Annotated in this window: 10 protein-coding genes; 3 read left to right on the plus strand and 7 right to left on the minus strand. The window is 45.6% G+C overall.

Features of this window, described 5'->3' with window-relative positions; translation table 11 throughout:
• Positions 1–1,672: phospho-sugar mutase (locus Q0668_RS02865; RefSeq protein WP_298859734.1), on the minus strand; the 1,672-nt coding region annotated here is incomplete at its 3' end.
• A 644-nt stretch (positions 1,673–2,316) separates the two neighbouring features.
• On the opposite strand from Q0668_RS02865, the gene Q0668_RS02870 reads away from it, so the two are divergent.
• The 3 genes from Q0668_RS02870 (at position 2,317) to Q0668_RS02880 (ending at position 5,551) form a co-directional block, all read left to right on the plus strand.
• Positions 2,317–3,900, plus strand: a complete 1,584-nt coding sequence (locus tag Q0668_RS02870) for an Hsp70 family protein (RefSeq protein ID WP_298859736.1) — start codon at positions 2,317–2,319, stop codon at positions 3,898–3,900.
• Between the two features lie 120 nt (positions 3,901–4,020).
• Positions 4,021–5,073, plus strand: a complete 1,053-nt coding sequence (locus Q0668_RS02875) for a general secretion pathway protein GspE (protein ID WP_298859737.1) — start codon at positions 4,021–4,023, stop codon at positions 5,071–5,073.
• Positions 5,074–5,299: 226 nt separating this feature from the next.
• On the plus strand, positions 5,300–5,551 hold the full coding sequence (locus tag Q0668_RS02880; protein ID WP_298859739.1) for a hypothetical protein: 252 nt from the start codon (positions 5,300–5,302) through the stop codon (positions 5,549–5,551).
• A gap of 17 nt (positions 5,552–5,568) precedes the next feature.
• Here Q0668_RS02880 and Q0668_RS02885 read toward each other — a convergent pair whose 3' ends face one another.
• The 6 genes from Q0668_RS02885 to Q0668_RS02910 all read right to left on the minus strand — a co-directional run.
• Positions 5,569–6,873, minus strand: coding sequence for a hemolysin family protein (locus Q0668_RS02885; protein WP_298859741.1), 1,305 nt, complete (start codon positions 6,871–6,873; stop codon positions 5,569–5,571).
• An 18-nt stretch (positions 6,874–6,891) separates the two neighbouring features.
• A complete protein-coding gene (locus tag Q0668_RS02890; RefSeq protein WP_298859743.1) occupies positions 6,892–8,637 on the minus strand; it encodes an ABC transporter permease subunit in 1,746 nt (581 codons plus the stop codon).
• Between the two features lie 107 nt (positions 8,638–8,744).
• The gene (locus Q0668_RS02895; protein WP_298859745.1) at positions 8,745–9,737 is read right to left on the minus strand and encodes a polyprenyl synthetase family protein; all 993 of its coding nucleotides are present in this window, start codon (positions 9,735–9,737) and stop codon (positions 8,745–8,747) included.
• 260 nt (positions 9,738–9,997) lie between these two features.
• The gene (moaC, locus tag Q0668_RS02900; protein WP_298859747.1) at positions 9,998–10,477 is read right to left on the minus strand and encodes a cyclic pyranopterin monophosphate synthase MoaC; all 480 of its coding nucleotides are present in this window, start codon (positions 10,475–10,477) and stop codon (positions 9,998–10,000) included.
• Positions 10,478–10,550: 73 nt separating this feature from the next.
• Positions 10,551–14,459 (minus strand): AAA family ATPase, encoded by a 3,909-nt coding sequence (locus tag Q0668_RS02905; protein ID WP_298859749.1) that lies wholly within the window; start codon positions 14,457–14,459, stop codon positions 10,551–10,553.
• Positions 14,460–14,561: 102 nt separating this feature from the next.
• The coding region (locus Q0668_RS02910; RefSeq protein WP_298859751.1) for a hypothetical protein at positions 14,562–15,450 on the minus strand (889 nt) is incomplete at its 5' end.

A 15,450-nucleotide genomic window follows, 5' to 3' on the forward strand; every position in this document is an offset into this window, starting at 1 on the left:
GTACAGTCAGAGAAGAACCCTCGCCCTTCGCTTCAAACATCAGAACATTTCCCTGTGGTTTAGAAAAGGTCTCGGAGGTGCTATTTTCCGGCAATGCTCGAATTTCAAGGTTTTGATAGTCGCGCACCAGCGTAAATGTGAGATTTCCCAGTTTTTGTGGGGGTGAGTTCCGAAACGCTTTCATTATTTGCTTGATTTGTTCATTTCCCTGTGATCCTTTGCAGGTTTTGGAAACTTGTCCTTCCAGATGATATCCATGCTCGAGATAGAGTTCATCCAGAAGGTTCAGCAATGTTTTCCCCTCACTTTTCAATTCCGCCGCCAGTTCACAAGCCCAGAGTGCGGCAATGGCTGCATCTTTGTCGCGACAATAGGTGCCAGAAAGATATCCCAGGGACTCTTCTGTGCCGAAGACAAAATCCTCCGGACCTTGTTCGTCCATCGTTTCTGCGATGTACTTAAACCCTACCAGGAGGTTATTGATAATCCGAACGTTCGCTTTCCGTGAAATTTCAGCGATTAGAGGAGTCGTTACAATCGTTTCCACGACATAATGCCTGGGAGTCAGCGTCCCCTTTTCCCGACGCTTATAGAGAACATAATGGGCCAGTAAAGCACCGACCTGATTCCCTGTAAGATGAATAAACTCGCCCGAATCGTTTTTAACACAGACACCCATCCGGTCAGCATCAGGGTCGCTGGCCAAAATGATTTCTGCACCAGTTTCTTTCGCCAGCGCGATGGCGGGTTGATAGACTTCCGTGCGTTCCGGGTTTGGCAGATGATCGGGAACATTGGGAAATTCCCCATTTTGTTCGCATTGGGGCTCAAAACGCTGAACCTGGTCAAACCCTGCCTGTTTCAAAACATGATAAACAGAAGTCTCTCCTACACCATGCAGTGGAGTAAACAGCCCGTTCAAATCTCTACAGGTGGAATGGCTGTGTGCCGTAACAGAATTACGATATTCGCTGGCAACATCCTCATCAATGAGTTGAATTAAACCCTGTTCGACAGCTTCATCAAAACCGATCGTGGGAATGTCAGTCGCTTGATAAACTTCATCAATGATACCTTGATCGTGAGGCGGCAGAACCTGTCCCCCGGTTGACCAGTAGGCTTTAAAACCATTGTCTGAGGGAGGATTATGTGAAGCGGTAATCATGGCTCCGACATCGCAGCCCAGATGCCTGACAGCAAAAGAGAGTTCGGGTGTAGAACGTGGTATTTTGAAGAAGTAAACGGTCAGACCATGGGCGGCCATTACTGAGGCAGCAATTTGGGCAAATTTTTCTGAATTGATCCGTGAATCATAGGCGATGGCAGCTTTACCCGATGAGGTATCTGCAAATTTTTTGAAGTAGGCAGCCAATCCATGAGCCGATTCCGCAATCGTTCTTTCATTTATTGTGGCGGACCCGAACTCGCTCATCAATCCACGTCGGCCACCCGTTCCGAAGGGAATCACTTCCCAGAAGTAAGTATCCAACGTTTCGAATTCTTTCGCATCCAATAGCGCGAGAATTGATTGCTGATAACAGGCATACTGAGGTTCAGTAAGCCATTTCTGCAAATTCGTGAAGGCGGACTCAGAAAGTTGGTTTTCCCTGACAGCAGTGCGGGCGATTTCAATTTTCTGCTGATAATCTGATGAGGGAGATGGTTGATTCATCCTGTGTGTATTTCCGGGTTCGAGATCGCTGAGCTTATTTTTTACTTAACTTTTCGCTTTTTATTTAGTCCATGTTCATTTTTGGTACATATGAATCCCATTGAGAGCAATCTCCGGGTTGCGTCTCGTATCAGGAAGCGGGTGTCCTTCCAATGAAACTCTGATGGTGAATAAGATTGTAGAGTGAATTTACCTGAGAGCCAAGCCTCACGCGAATTCCTTTTCTCCAAGCGGAAAAGCGATGAAAGCAGGAGTTCCCTCTGGAATGGGATCTGTATCAGAAAGTGAACACTGAACCGGAATCTGATTCCATTCATGCTGCACATCGGAGAGAGTCTCTCACACTCATGAAGCAGACGGGCCTTGCGCAGAGAGTGATTTTTGCCCGCAAATGAGCAAGTTCGTTCATTAAGACTTTGCCTGTTTTTAGTTTCCCACCAATCAAGTCCTTGATTCCCTATAACATCAATGGCAGAATAGGTGGATTAAGCTTGTCGGTGACAGCCTGTAAATATGAAGATTCAATTGGGAGTCGTCTGTAACCAAAAGGGAATTCTCCTGTTTTGTTTATTGATTCTCCTGATTCCACTCTTGTGTTCCAATACATGATGAACCTGCTTGGACAATGAAAATAAGGTATTACTATGAAGTTTATTGAAGGTCTTACTGTTGGCGTTGATTTGGGAACGACGTATTCAGCGATAGCACAACTGGACAAGGATGGTCAACCAATCTCCCTGAAGAATTCTGATGGGCGAGCGATTACCCCTTCTGTTGTTTTACTGGGAGAGGAAGGTCGCGTTGTTGTAGGTCCCTCTTTTGAAAGAACGGCAATTGAGGATGATCCCTCTCGTATCGTCGAAGCAATCAAAAGGCATATGGGAGATGATAATTTTTATGTTGTCTACCAGGAAAAAAAGCTGACATCCGAATTCCTTTCTGCTTTGATTCTGAAAAAGATGAAGCAGGATGCTGAAAAGGAAATTGGGCCTATCGCCAATGCTGTCATCACAGTCCCCTATTATTTCAATGATGTACGCCGAAAAGCGACTCAGGATGCTGGTCGAATTGCCGGCCTGAATGTAATCGATATCATCAATGAACCTACAGCAGCTACATTAGCTTACGCCTGGAAGCGGGATGAGTTAGGAAATCCTGATGCGATGCCCGACGGCGAACGAACGATTCTAGTGTATGACCTGGGTGGCGGTACATTTGACGTAACGGTCGTTCGTTATTCTCCCACTCAATTCCGCGTGCTGGCAACTGACGGTGACGTGATGCTGGGGGGGCTCGATTGGAGCCAACGCATTGTTGACCATGTTGCAGAACAATTTCAAAAGAAATTTGGCAGTGACCCACGGGAAGATCCTGTGACATTGCGGACCTGTGTGCAGGAATGTGAAGATGCAAAACGTGAGTTGAGCCATAAAGCGCAGACTCCCGTCTCGATTTATCACAAAGGTAACACATTAACGGTAGCATTGACGCGTGGTGACTTCGAGCGGATGACAGCAGATTTACTGCAAAGAACCCGTGACACAACCGAATTAGTAATGCAACAGGCGGGAGTTCAAAAAGGCCAACTGGACGATGTGGTGCTGGTAGGTGGATCGACATTGATGCCCGTTGTGGAAGAAATGCTGAAGAATGTCTGCGGGAGTGAACCTTCACGAACGATGAACCCCGAAGAAGCAGTTGCCCAGGGAGCAGCCATTCACGCGGCTATTCTTGAAGCTCGGGAAACCGGTGGTGAAAGCCGCATGGCCCAGACAGTCATCAAGAGATTACGCAGCGTCAGCACTTCCGATGTGAACTCTCACTCGCTGGGTGTGAAAATCACTGATCCCAATAATTCATCCCGAAAAATTAATCATATCATGATTAAGCGGAATACACAGATACCGGCGAGTGTCAGCCAAAAATTTGTGACCACGACAGATAATCAGCAGAGAATTCATGTCATCATTCTCGAAGGGGAAGCCAGTGATCCGGATGCCTGTTCAACGATTGGTGATTTCCGAATTCTCAACTTACCTCCAAATTTACCAAAGGGTTCACCGGTGGAGGTAACGTATCGTTACGATGCCAACGGTCGAATTCATGCTTCGGCACGGGAATTGACTGGTAATAATGAATCTGCAACTGAAATTGTTCGCGATTCCGGTTTGGATACGGATGGCGTTGATCGATTCGAACTCTTAGCCAATGATTACGTGGTAGAGTAACGACCCGTCCAACCACGGTCCATTACGTCTCAAGAACGAGACTTTGAATATTGATCTGAAATCGCGTCAAACTGAAATAGAACACATTGTTTTTGATCCAAGAGCAAGGAGTCCTCTGAGGTGGCATTAGATGTCTATAAGGATTGGCTGGGAATACCTGAAGGGGATCGCCCTCCTCATCATTACGACTTACTGAGATTAGTACAATTCGAAGATGATGAAGAGAAAGTTCGTGCACACTATAAGAAATTGAATTCGCACGTTCGTAAATATGCAGCCGGGAAATATTCTCTTCAATCCCAGGATTTGCTGAATGAATTAGCAAAAGCCATGCTCTGCCTGACAGACCCCGAGCGTAAGAGGGAATATGACGAGAGTCTGGGACGCGAATTTGATGACGATCAAGGAACAGGTGCGCAATCAGTCGAAGATATCCTGGTCGAACTGGGACATATTGATAAAGCTCAGGCTGCTGAGTTAGTTGATTTTGCGGAGAAACGTGGTCTGTCGATTCGCGATGCTGCAGTACAAATGCGACTGACTGATGCGGAAACCGCGACGCAGGCCCTCGCTCGTTCACAGGGCGTACCTTATATTGATTTGGAGGAAACGTTTCCTGATGACGAAATTTTAGATCTGATGCCTCAGCAGGTTGCCAAACGAAATACAATCCTGCCTTTATTCATCGATAATGACGTATTACTGGTCGCATGCGCCGATCAGCCGACTCACGAACTTGAAGATGAACTTCGCATGCGTTATCAGGTTCCCTCTCGTTGGGTGCTGGCAACCCCACGCTCTATCAGCCAGGGGATCGTAAACTATTATGCTGCAGCAGCAAATCGCAACGAAGAGAGCGATCAGGAGACATCATCGACCGCCGCTCAGAGCTCTGACAGTAAGTCTTCAAAAAAACCAAAGCCTGAGAAAAAAGTTGAAAAAACAAAACCCTCCAAAAAAAGAGGGAGCGAATTCTCGCCTGACGAATTAAAAGAAAAGAAACAGATGGCATTCATCTTTTGTGGATGGGCCTTTTGTGGATCGATTTTAATTGATCAATTTCTTCTGAAAAGCTATGTCTTTCCACAAACATGGCCCTGGCATTTTATGTTGACGACAATCAGTGTTCCCCTCATCGCCTTTTATTTATTGACTGGAATGTGGAAAAAGTAAATTCGATTTCATCACTATTTTCCATACATGTGGCATAATCACTACAGCGTTAATGAGTTTCAGAGCTCCTTGCATCTAAGACGTTCATCCCTGAATCCTTTCGAACAGCATTCCGATAATATGCTATGTTTACGAGGGAATGAACCGCATCTATAAATGATGTTTTTCTATTCTCTGCCTGTCTCGCTTCCATTGCATTGGAATCTAAAACGACCGGGAGTCTCTGATGGCGATTTCATCTGTTACGTCTGCAATGAATACTGCACTATCGAGCATAGACCGCGTCAGTCAACGTGTCGAAGAGATTGCCGGCAATGTTGCTTCAGGAATTGAGAGCGAAGCGGGAGTGGAAAGTCATTTGATCAACAGCGGGATTCTGGATCTGCCATTATTGAAACAACAGGCACTCGCCAATGTGAAAGTGTTTGAGACAGCAGAAAGCCTGTTGAACACGCTCATGATTCATCGGCGAAAATAACATCGAATGCAGGGACGCTATTCTTCAACCGGTGCCTCAGTGTTATCTGGCTCTATTTTTCTGAGTTCGGCAATCAAATGTCCCAGCCTGCGAACCTCGATCACATTCAGCCGATAGCCGTTCCAATCACAAAGGTCGCCCACCTCGGGAAGCCGTTCCAATTGTTCATGAAACATACCGGCAACCGTTAACAGGCTATCGTCAGCAAGTTCGTAATCCTGCTGTAATTTGCGGCAGAGATAGCGCAGTGTTGTAATTCCCTCAACATGATACACGCCCGTTTCTACTTCAATGACTGGCTCACGTCGTAAAATTCGTTTTGCCCGGCTCGGTTCCGGTGAGAGAATGGTATCAATAATATCGTCATAGGTGGCTATCCCAATGGTCTCTCCATATTCATCAACCACCGAAGCAAAGTGACAATCTTCCGTCTGAAATTGTGAAAAAACTTCGGCAAGATTAGCACACCAGGGTACATGTACGATGCGCTTCGACTTTTGATTCAGCGCCTTTTCAGAAAAAGAAGACAGGTCCGTCAGCGAGATAATCTGATTAATTTCATCTGAATCGTTCTCACGCCTTCGCAAAATGATGTAATCCGTATTGGGAGTAATTTTCGTCAGATCTTCCAGCTTAAAAGGCATGTTGAATGTGAGATAGGTTCCCCTGGGGCGCATTACTTCTTCGACCGGCATTTCTGAAAGATCTAATATGTTATGCAGAATCTGTCTCTCATGGCGAATGACTTCTTCACTGGCTCCCGAAGCATCTACAGCCCGTTCGAGATCTTCTGAATGTAAATAGGATTCTTTCTGGATTTGAGGCCAGAACGTTCGACGCAACAGTTTGCTGATATTCTGTAATAGCGGAATGACAGGATCGAGAATTCGTACAGAAAAAGCCAGAGGCCAACTCACCAGAACTGCAATTTTTTTCCTGAAGACAATGGAAAGGCTCTTGGGAAGAACTTCACCAAACAAAATAATCGCCAGTAGACTTCCCACACTGAAGACTCCGGCTGCCGCTGTCATCCCTTTGTCTGCTAACGATTTGGCTATGACTCCGGCTACTGCAAAATAGGTAAGGTTGATCAAGAGGTTCCAGAACAAAACAGCGGTAAGCAATCTGTCAGCATCGGCAACCAGAGTCGCGATGATCTGTTCGCTGGGTTTCCCTTTGCTGAACTGCCTGAGCTCATCTCGTGAGAGATAAAAGATTGCAGTCTCGCTTCCCGAAAAGAAACCGGAAGCACAAGTCAGAGCGAATAACGCCAAAGACCCTGGAAACCAGATTGGAATGGTATCAATAAATGCAATCATCATGGATCAGGGACTGCCACTCTATCCTTTGTCAAAAGTGGTTTTTCCCAAGGCAACATCAAATTCAGATACTGCCGGAATATACATAGCCAGAACAGGAAGACCATAAGCAAAGAGAATTGTAATGAGAACCCCCAGAGTTCCTCCCAGCAAAAACGAAGTAATTGCATAAAAAGTCAGGAAGGGAAGCAGCCAGGCTGAAATTGCCAGAGCACGCGAGGGGTTGCGGTACGTAAGAGAGGAATGCAAAGCGGCACTCCCTACAACAATAAAGATCAGGAAGCTTTGAAGCTGTAATGCAAAAGAAGACCGAGCCTGCACCAGCAAAATCATGAAGATACCGATTCCAATAAAAAGGAAAAACATCGTCCCTAGACTGCCGCCGATGGCTGATCGACTATTGTCATAAGTCAGCCCCATATGCAATCCAAGTACCACTGCAAAAAGAATCAGCGATAAAAAACCAACCAGAGCACAGAGAAATCCTTCGGTTGAAAAAACACCCTGGCTCCCAAGATAGAGTAATATCATCACCGGAATCAGAATCAATTCTTTAGAGTTATAGAAAATGCCTCCTAATTTCCCTAATACAAATTCTTTTGCGGAAATGTCCGTTACCAGCAATAGCTCCAGAGTCTTGCTGTCTTTCTCCGATGTAATAGACGTGACGGCCTGTGTGTTCGCCAGTACCAGACTTAGCCAGGCAATTCCTGCAAATGCTAATCCCTGTGGCGGAATCACTCCCAGATACAAAGTTCCCTCAGCAACCGCATCTGAATTAGAAGCAGACCAGAGGGTAAACGCCGCCAGCAGAAAATAAGCCAGTTTAATGACAAATGCTTTTCTCCCATACGCCTTTGTCATGATTTCCCGCCAGACAATCGGATTCGACCAGATTTGACGAGTTTTCTCTTTCGTAGTGACAGCTTCCTTTTCTTCCGTGGTAGCAGTTGCCTGATAGACGGAACGCGAAGGATTCCAGACTCGGAGCCGAAGAATCGTATAAGTTTTCAGCGCGATTCCTAAAATCAACAGGCTGATCAGTGAAGGCCAGGCACTTACGGTAACAGGCTGCAAACTTAAGTTCAGCGAGAGAGGATTCAGGATTTCATACAGAGAGCGGAACGGATTTAACCCGGAAATCCAGGGACGAAAGCCGGATTCTACACTGATGAAACTGACCATAAGTTCCACCACTCCCAGAAAGACCACCATTCCCAAAACACTGATGGCCAATGTCTGAAAGGTTTTCTCTCTCCAGAATGCAACCAGACCTGCCCAACTCCCGGTAGCAAATACTGTAATCAGACATAATATTTCGATCCAGACGATCTGTGATAATTCAATGCCTCCCAACATGTACAAGAACACAAAAACCGGAATGGAAGCAGCCAAGAGAACATAAACCATCAGTAGACTGGATTGAATTTTTCCACTCACAAGCTCCCGGTCTTTGAGTTCCGTCATTAATAATAGAATCAGAGTCCCGCGATCTTTTTCCTGCGCAATACTACCCGCCGAAAATAATAGAGTGAAAAAAAGTATGAGCAATAATTGCAGGAAAGCGATCATCTGAAAGATCAGGTTTCCCAATCGGGCAAATTCCCCAATGGTTGTGGTCTGAATTTGCTGCGTTCCCAGTATGGTTTGACCGGCTGTGAAGATCAAAATAAAGACAGCAGCCACGTAACCGGAACGAATCAGGTAATGACGAAGTTGGCGGGGAGACGTTAACGCTTCCCTTATAAATATTGGATTGCTAAGCAATGTTCTCTGGCCTTTTTCTCCAACAGGTCACAGCAGTCAATTGAGAGACGCCTTCTCTGCACAACCGTTTTAATACAATCTCAAGCTTGAATGATTAGAATATGATATTAGATTGATCTCTGAATGGCAAATTCTGTCAGTTCCTCCAGAATTTGCCTCGCTTGTGATTCAGGACAATCTTTCAAAGCTTCTCTGGCTTGTTTCGCAAATTCACGGGCACGATTGCCGGCGTACTCGATGGCATCACTATTCTTGATAAATTGAGTCAGACGCGATTTTGTTTGTTCATCGGGCTGGGAGAGAATTTCATGAATCATAGCCTGATCATCCTGATTACTCTGATCCAGCAACCGAATCAGAGGCAGGGTCAATTTTTCTTTTTGCAGGTCTGAGCCAAGAGACTTGCCCATCTGTTCTTCATTGCCGAGCAAATCAAGTAAGTCATCTGTAATCTGGAATGCAACACCTAATGCGCGTCCGTAATCATCCATTGCCTGAATGATTTTTTCATCAGCGTCAGCATAGATCGCTCCTAACTGTGTACTGATCGCACACAGTTCAGCCGTTTTTCCATTGATGATCTGCAAATACTGTTCTTCAGAAAGATCCAGGTTTCCGCGCTCATAAATCTGAGCCAGTTCACCTTCACAAACCAGATTGGTAGCACGACCGATTAGACGGCAGGCACGCGCATCACCGAGACTGGCAGTCAGGTGAAATGCATGGGTGAATAAAAAATCTCCAACCAGGACACTGGTCTCATTATTCCAACGTGAGTTGACCGTTGCGACATGACGACGGATGATGGCATCATCCAATACATCATCATGCACAAGGGTTGCCAGATGAATCATCTCTACCGCAGATGCCAGAACATAATGACTGTCATTGATGCCCCCCGTTGCCGCTGCGGAGAGCAGCAATAAGATCGGACGTAAACGTTTACCCTGAAAACGTGTAATATGCTGCAATACATCATGGACATAGGGATGTTTTGAGCTGACTTCACTCAAAAAAACGAGTTCCGCCTGTTCTAACTCACCGCCGATTAACTCTTCGACACGTGCCAGAAGGTCATGTGTCGTAAGATGGTCCCCCATTACAGCCTCATCACAATATCGATTCGATTTTCCAGGATTTGTCTGGCGATTGGTTATTGAAAAACACGGAACATATGACCTGCTAATTGAGATCACAATTCGCAGTCATTGTAAGCATTCTACCTGCAGATAGGAATGCAAACAGGGTGCCCCTCTATGAAATCGGAGGGCGAAAATTGCGATTTCCTCAATTTCAGGATCAAATCAAGGAAGATTCATCTTGAATACGGAGCCCTGGCTGTAGCCCGAAAATGAGAAATTCAGTTGGCCTCTCTCTTATAATGGCCACTTTTCCCGCCTGATTTTTCCAGAAGACGCGTCGGCCCCAGACTCATGGCGCGGTCAACTGCTTTGCACATGTCATAAATGGTTAAAGCAGCTATACTGACCGCCGTCAATGCTTCCATTTCGACCCCGGTCTTGCCATCAACCTTCACGGTCGATTTAACACGGATTGTCGTCTCATTCCGGGGCTCAAAATCAAGAGACACACTGTTGATGCCCAGCGGATGACATAAAGGAATCAGCTCCGCGGTTTTTTTCGCTGCCATAATTCCGGCAATGCGGGCGATTTCCAGCACATCACCTTTGGAAATCTGCCGATCCAGAATGAGCTTTTGTGTTTCTGGTTGCATAGTCACGAAGGATTCTGCAATGGCAGTGCGCGAGGTCACTTCTTTACCGCCGACATCAACCATGCGGCTGGCGCCTTCTTCATCAAAATGAGTCAATTCTGACATTTGAACCTCGCTCGCATCTCTGGCAAATTATTCCAGGTCCGGGTAAAACGCAAACCGGTGAGGTCCGTTTTTGCTACGCTGCCTCGGAAGCATCATTCGAATCAGAATTCTTGAAGTTTCCATCTTCAGTGACGTCATCGAACCGCACGGACATCCGTTTGGAGACCCCTGATTGTTCCATTGTAACTCCATACAGGACATTTCCGACAGTCATAGACCGCTTATTATGCGTGATCATTATGAACTGCGTGGTATCTTTGAAGTCATCAATTAAACCGGCATAACGCTCGACGTTGGCTTCATCCAGAGCTGCATCCACTTCGTCCAGAATACAAAAGGGACTGGGACGACTACGAAAGATTGACATTAACAGGGCAACTGCGGTTAATGTTTTTTCGCCACCACTGAGTAAAGTCAGACCGCGCAACTCTTTCCCCGGTGGACGCGCCACGATTTCAATACCACATTCGAGAACATCCTCAGGATCTTCAAGAATAATGTCGGCTTCTCCCCCTCCAAATAGTTTTCGAAATATTTCCTGAAAATGTCCGCGAATTACTTCAAAGGTATCTGCAAATAATCGCCTGCTCTCCACATTGATTCGACGGATAATTTCTTCTAACGATGATTTTGCTTCTGCCAGATCATCCAGTTGCGATTTCATATATTCGAAACGAGTCTCCAGTTCATCCAGGTCTTTAAGACTGTCTGAATTAATACTACCCATCATTTTAATTTTGCGTCGTAGACGATTCACCTGTGATTCGATCTCAGGTCGAATTTCAAGGTAAAGTTCGATATTAAACCCGAGTTGCGCAGTAGCGTCACTCTCTTCGACAAGTTCAATCTCTACCCGCTCTTCATTTTTTTGATCAATTGAAGAATACGATATCTGTACTTCCTCACTCTCCTCTTCTGAATGTTCAGCTGCGGAAACAATGTCCTCTTCCTGATCACTCTGCGACACTTCTCCCTGAGTTTGCTCTTCGAGGTATTGTTTCAGGACCGATTCTCCCGATGACACGATCTCCTCCAGCGAGAGTTGATACTCTTCCTCAATGCGTTCAGTCAGTGTGCTGATCTGATGATCGATATCGCGGGTTTTGATTTCTTCTTCGTGTTTCTGGTCATTCAGCTCGCGGCGTTCTTTACGAATCGCTGCTTCTTCAGAACTAAGTTCTTTTTTAAGCTGTCGTTTTTCATCACGAAGCCTGGAAAAAGAACCAGCCTGCTCAAATAATGCTTCCTGAATTAAAAATTGTTCATCCAGTAGAGCGCGCGTATTCAAAATATGCAATTTAATTTGCGAGTTTTTTTCTAGTGACAATTCATAACGCCGGTTGGACTCATACTGTTGCTGTTCTCGCTGTTCAAATTCGAGTTTCATATGACCAAATCGCTGCTCCAGCCCGGCCAGACGTTCCTCGTGCGTTGCCAGTTCCAGTTGCCTGGAGTTCTGCTGCTCTTTCAGCTCTTGAATTTCACACTGTTTGTTTAACAAGACAGATTCGTCCTGCTGTATTGTTGAATTCAGACTTTCCAGTTTTTCTTCTGTTTCCTTTTTCTGGACGAATACAACTTCTGCTTCAGTCTGTAATTTTTTCGAATGATTTTCCTGGTCTGTCAACTCGTTGTGGACAGTCATCAATTCTTCGTTGATTTGTTCCCGTTTGTGTTCCGCTGCAACCTTCGCCGCCTTTTCCGTAGAGAGATCTTCTGATGCCTGTTGTATTTGTTCTTGCCAGGAGCGGCGTTCATCTTCGACCGTCGATAATAATGCATCTAACTTTTCGAGAGCAGACTCATTATCATTCAATGTACGATCCATTCTGATCAGATCGTTTTTCAGCTTCCGTAATTCACTCCTGCGAGTAAATATTGCAGACTCGCCACGTACTTCACCAACAAAAACAGATTGATTCGCTTCGATCAGTTCTCCTTGCAATGTCACAAAGCGGCAATTTTGTCCTTCTAATCGCGACAGCTTGACGGCTGTCTCAAATGAATCAACAATCCAGGTATCGGACAGCAGCAACTCTGCCAGATATTGATTCTCTTCTGATGGCTTGACTAATTTATCTGCGCGATAAATCACCCCGAGTTCTGCAGACAAATCCAATGTGATTTGCTTCTTTTCCGCAGAGAACGATTCCGGAACCGCCGCATCCCCTTCTACAGAGAATCCATTGACGGCAGGTAATTCAAAGTTTTTCTGTTGATCGCGCGAAGAACGCGTAATAAAACCAACCCGGCCGGAAATCGAATATTTTCCTTCTTTCAGAAACTGATAGAGTGGATCGAATTCACTAATCACCAATAATTGTGAACGGATTCCCAATGCGACTTCCAGAAGAGCCGCCTGCTCAAGATCGACATCCAGAAGATCTGCCACACTTCCGATAATGGTATTCCAGGGTGGATAGTTGGAGGTCTGCGCCCGGTTTAAAATTTCTTTGACGCCAATACTGATTCCTTCCTGGCGTTGCTCCAGATCTTCCAGCACACTCTTTCGTGCCTGATCGGCACTCCGTTTTTCTCTCAGGTCCGAAAGCTGTTGCGTTTTCTGGTCCTGCTCGCTTAATAATGCCTGCTTTTTTTCATCTACATTGGACAGATTTTGCGCATACTCGGCAACTTTCTCACCCGCCAGACGAAATTGCGAAGTTGTTTTTTCAACAAGAGATTTTGCCTCTTGAATTTTATCTTCCAGTTGCAACCGCTTTTCATTCGATTTCTCGGTGGAAGCAGTCACATTCTTCTGCTCAGTTTGAATCGAAAAAAGTCGATTGTCTAAATTAAGAGAGGTCTTATTTAACTCATGAACAATTTGCTGGTTTTGTTGAATCTGTTCACTGATCTCATCTAATTCTTTTGTTACTTCAGTAATTCTGGAACGAGTTTCTTCCATTTTCTGGCGTTGAATTTGAAATTCAGATTCAGATCTGTTCTTCTCGTTCGTCACTGCTTCGAGATCATTTTGAATTTCGGCTGTTCTTCTTGTCATCAGAATTCGCTGTTTGCGCAAACGGATAATTTCGGTTTCGAATTCCTCTTTCCGTTCAAGCTGGTGCTCAATCGCTGTTTGATTTCCGGCGATCCCTTCCCGTTGCGAGGCGATTTTTTTCTCAACCGATCTCAATTGGTCATCAACTTCTGAGACCTGGGAATCAATGGCCGCTAATTGTTCTTCATAAGTTTGATACTCGGCGTTGAGTTCATTTATTCGCTTCTGGTGCTGATTGATTTTTTCTTGAATCGCTGACTGCTGTGTAGTCAAATGCCGCCAGTCATCTGCCGCCATCCCCATCCAGAGCTTGCGCAGCTCGGTTGATGCTTCGCGGTATTTCGCTGCTTTCGAAGCCTGACTTCGAGTTGAATTCAACTGGGCTTCCACCTCATCGACGATATCAGTCAATCTGAGGAGGTTCTGGCCGACGCGTTCCAGTTTCCGTTCTGCATCAACTTTTCTAGATTTATAGCGGCTGATGCCCGCTGCTTCTTCAAACACCACGCGCCGCGTAGCCGCATTTGCCTGTAGGATCTGGTCGACGCGGCCCTGCTCGATAATACTGTAAGCAGAAGTTGCCGCTCCCGTTCCCATAAAGAGGTCACGAATATCTTTCAGACGCACTGTATTCCGGTTAAGGAGATATTCTGAATCGCCGTTCTTCCACAGCCTGCGCCCGATCTGCACCTCTGGAGCATCAATGTCGAGAAAGCCGGCTTGATTGTTAAATGTCAGTGTGGCTTCGGCGTATGGGTTTGGTTTGCGGCCCTGCGAACCATTGAAAATCACATCCGTCATGTCCTTGCCGCGAAGACTTTTAGGACTCTGGTCCCCTAGAACCCATTTGATCCCGTCTACGACATTACTCTTACCACTACCGTTGGGCCCGACAACGCAAGTGATGCCTTCCGAAAATTCAAAGATGGTACGGTCGGCAAAACTCTTAAAGCCGAACAGTTCCAATGATTTCAGCATCACTAAACCTTACACGGTAAAACAGACGTGGGTGCCTGACTTCCAGTTGACAACTATGCATTAAAGGCAACGGATCTTGAATCAATTCGATTCGTGAAAAAATCAATTTCTAAAATAACGAAACCAGTTCTTGAATGAGCTTTGTTTGACAAATTTTTCACCTTCGTCTTCTGATTTCGATTTTCTTAAATCAGATAACGTCGCTTTTCCTTTGTCATCCTCATCATCCGATTCAATATCTGATTCTTTTGAAGATTTCTCCCGAGGTGCTCCTGAATGGAAAATATTCGGGACCATATTCGGATTCCCTACGCGAGATCCTTTTTTGGATTTCGATTTGGAAGATCTCTTTTTACCCGACTTCAAAGCCAGTAACGAAACATCGGCATCCGGTCGGTAATACATACGGCCCCCTTCGGGCAGTGCGTCGATTTCCACCTGTCCTTCGATGTTTCCCTGATGATGTGCCTGTAAAATCATTTGTGCAATATCTGGATAACTGGCACCCATCTCGACTGCCGTCCGAATTACAACGGCAATATTTTTGGATGTTTTCTTGCGTTGATCCTGTTCGCCGACTTCATATTTACTGACTGTCACTTCATTGCTGCCTGCAGCACCGGTAATTAATACATCACCTGCGCGAATGGCAATGGGAACTCGAAATTCCTGTTCTGAACCGAAGAGTACCACTTCAGGATGTTTGCGGTGCGTGATATGAATCATCGGGCCGCCATTTTTAGGACTTCCCTCTTTCGCATCCGGGTCGGCTTCCGCGACGGTCTCCAGTTCGGTTTGCAATACATGAAGTAGGAATTCGCCCCGCATATTTTCGCCTCGAATGAAGGGATCATTTTTATCCAATGTCCAAAGGGCACGGAAGGCACCATACCGTGTTTCGGCACTGGTCATGCTCATTAATTCCCGTAAATAAAGATGAGCCTCTGGTTCATCAATTGCAGACATCGCAGCCAATGCATAAACACGAAAT

Source organism: uncultured Gimesia sp., from assembly GCF_937910335.1.
GTDB lineage: Bacteria > Planctomycetota > Planctomycetia > Planctomycetales > Planctomycetaceae > Gimesia.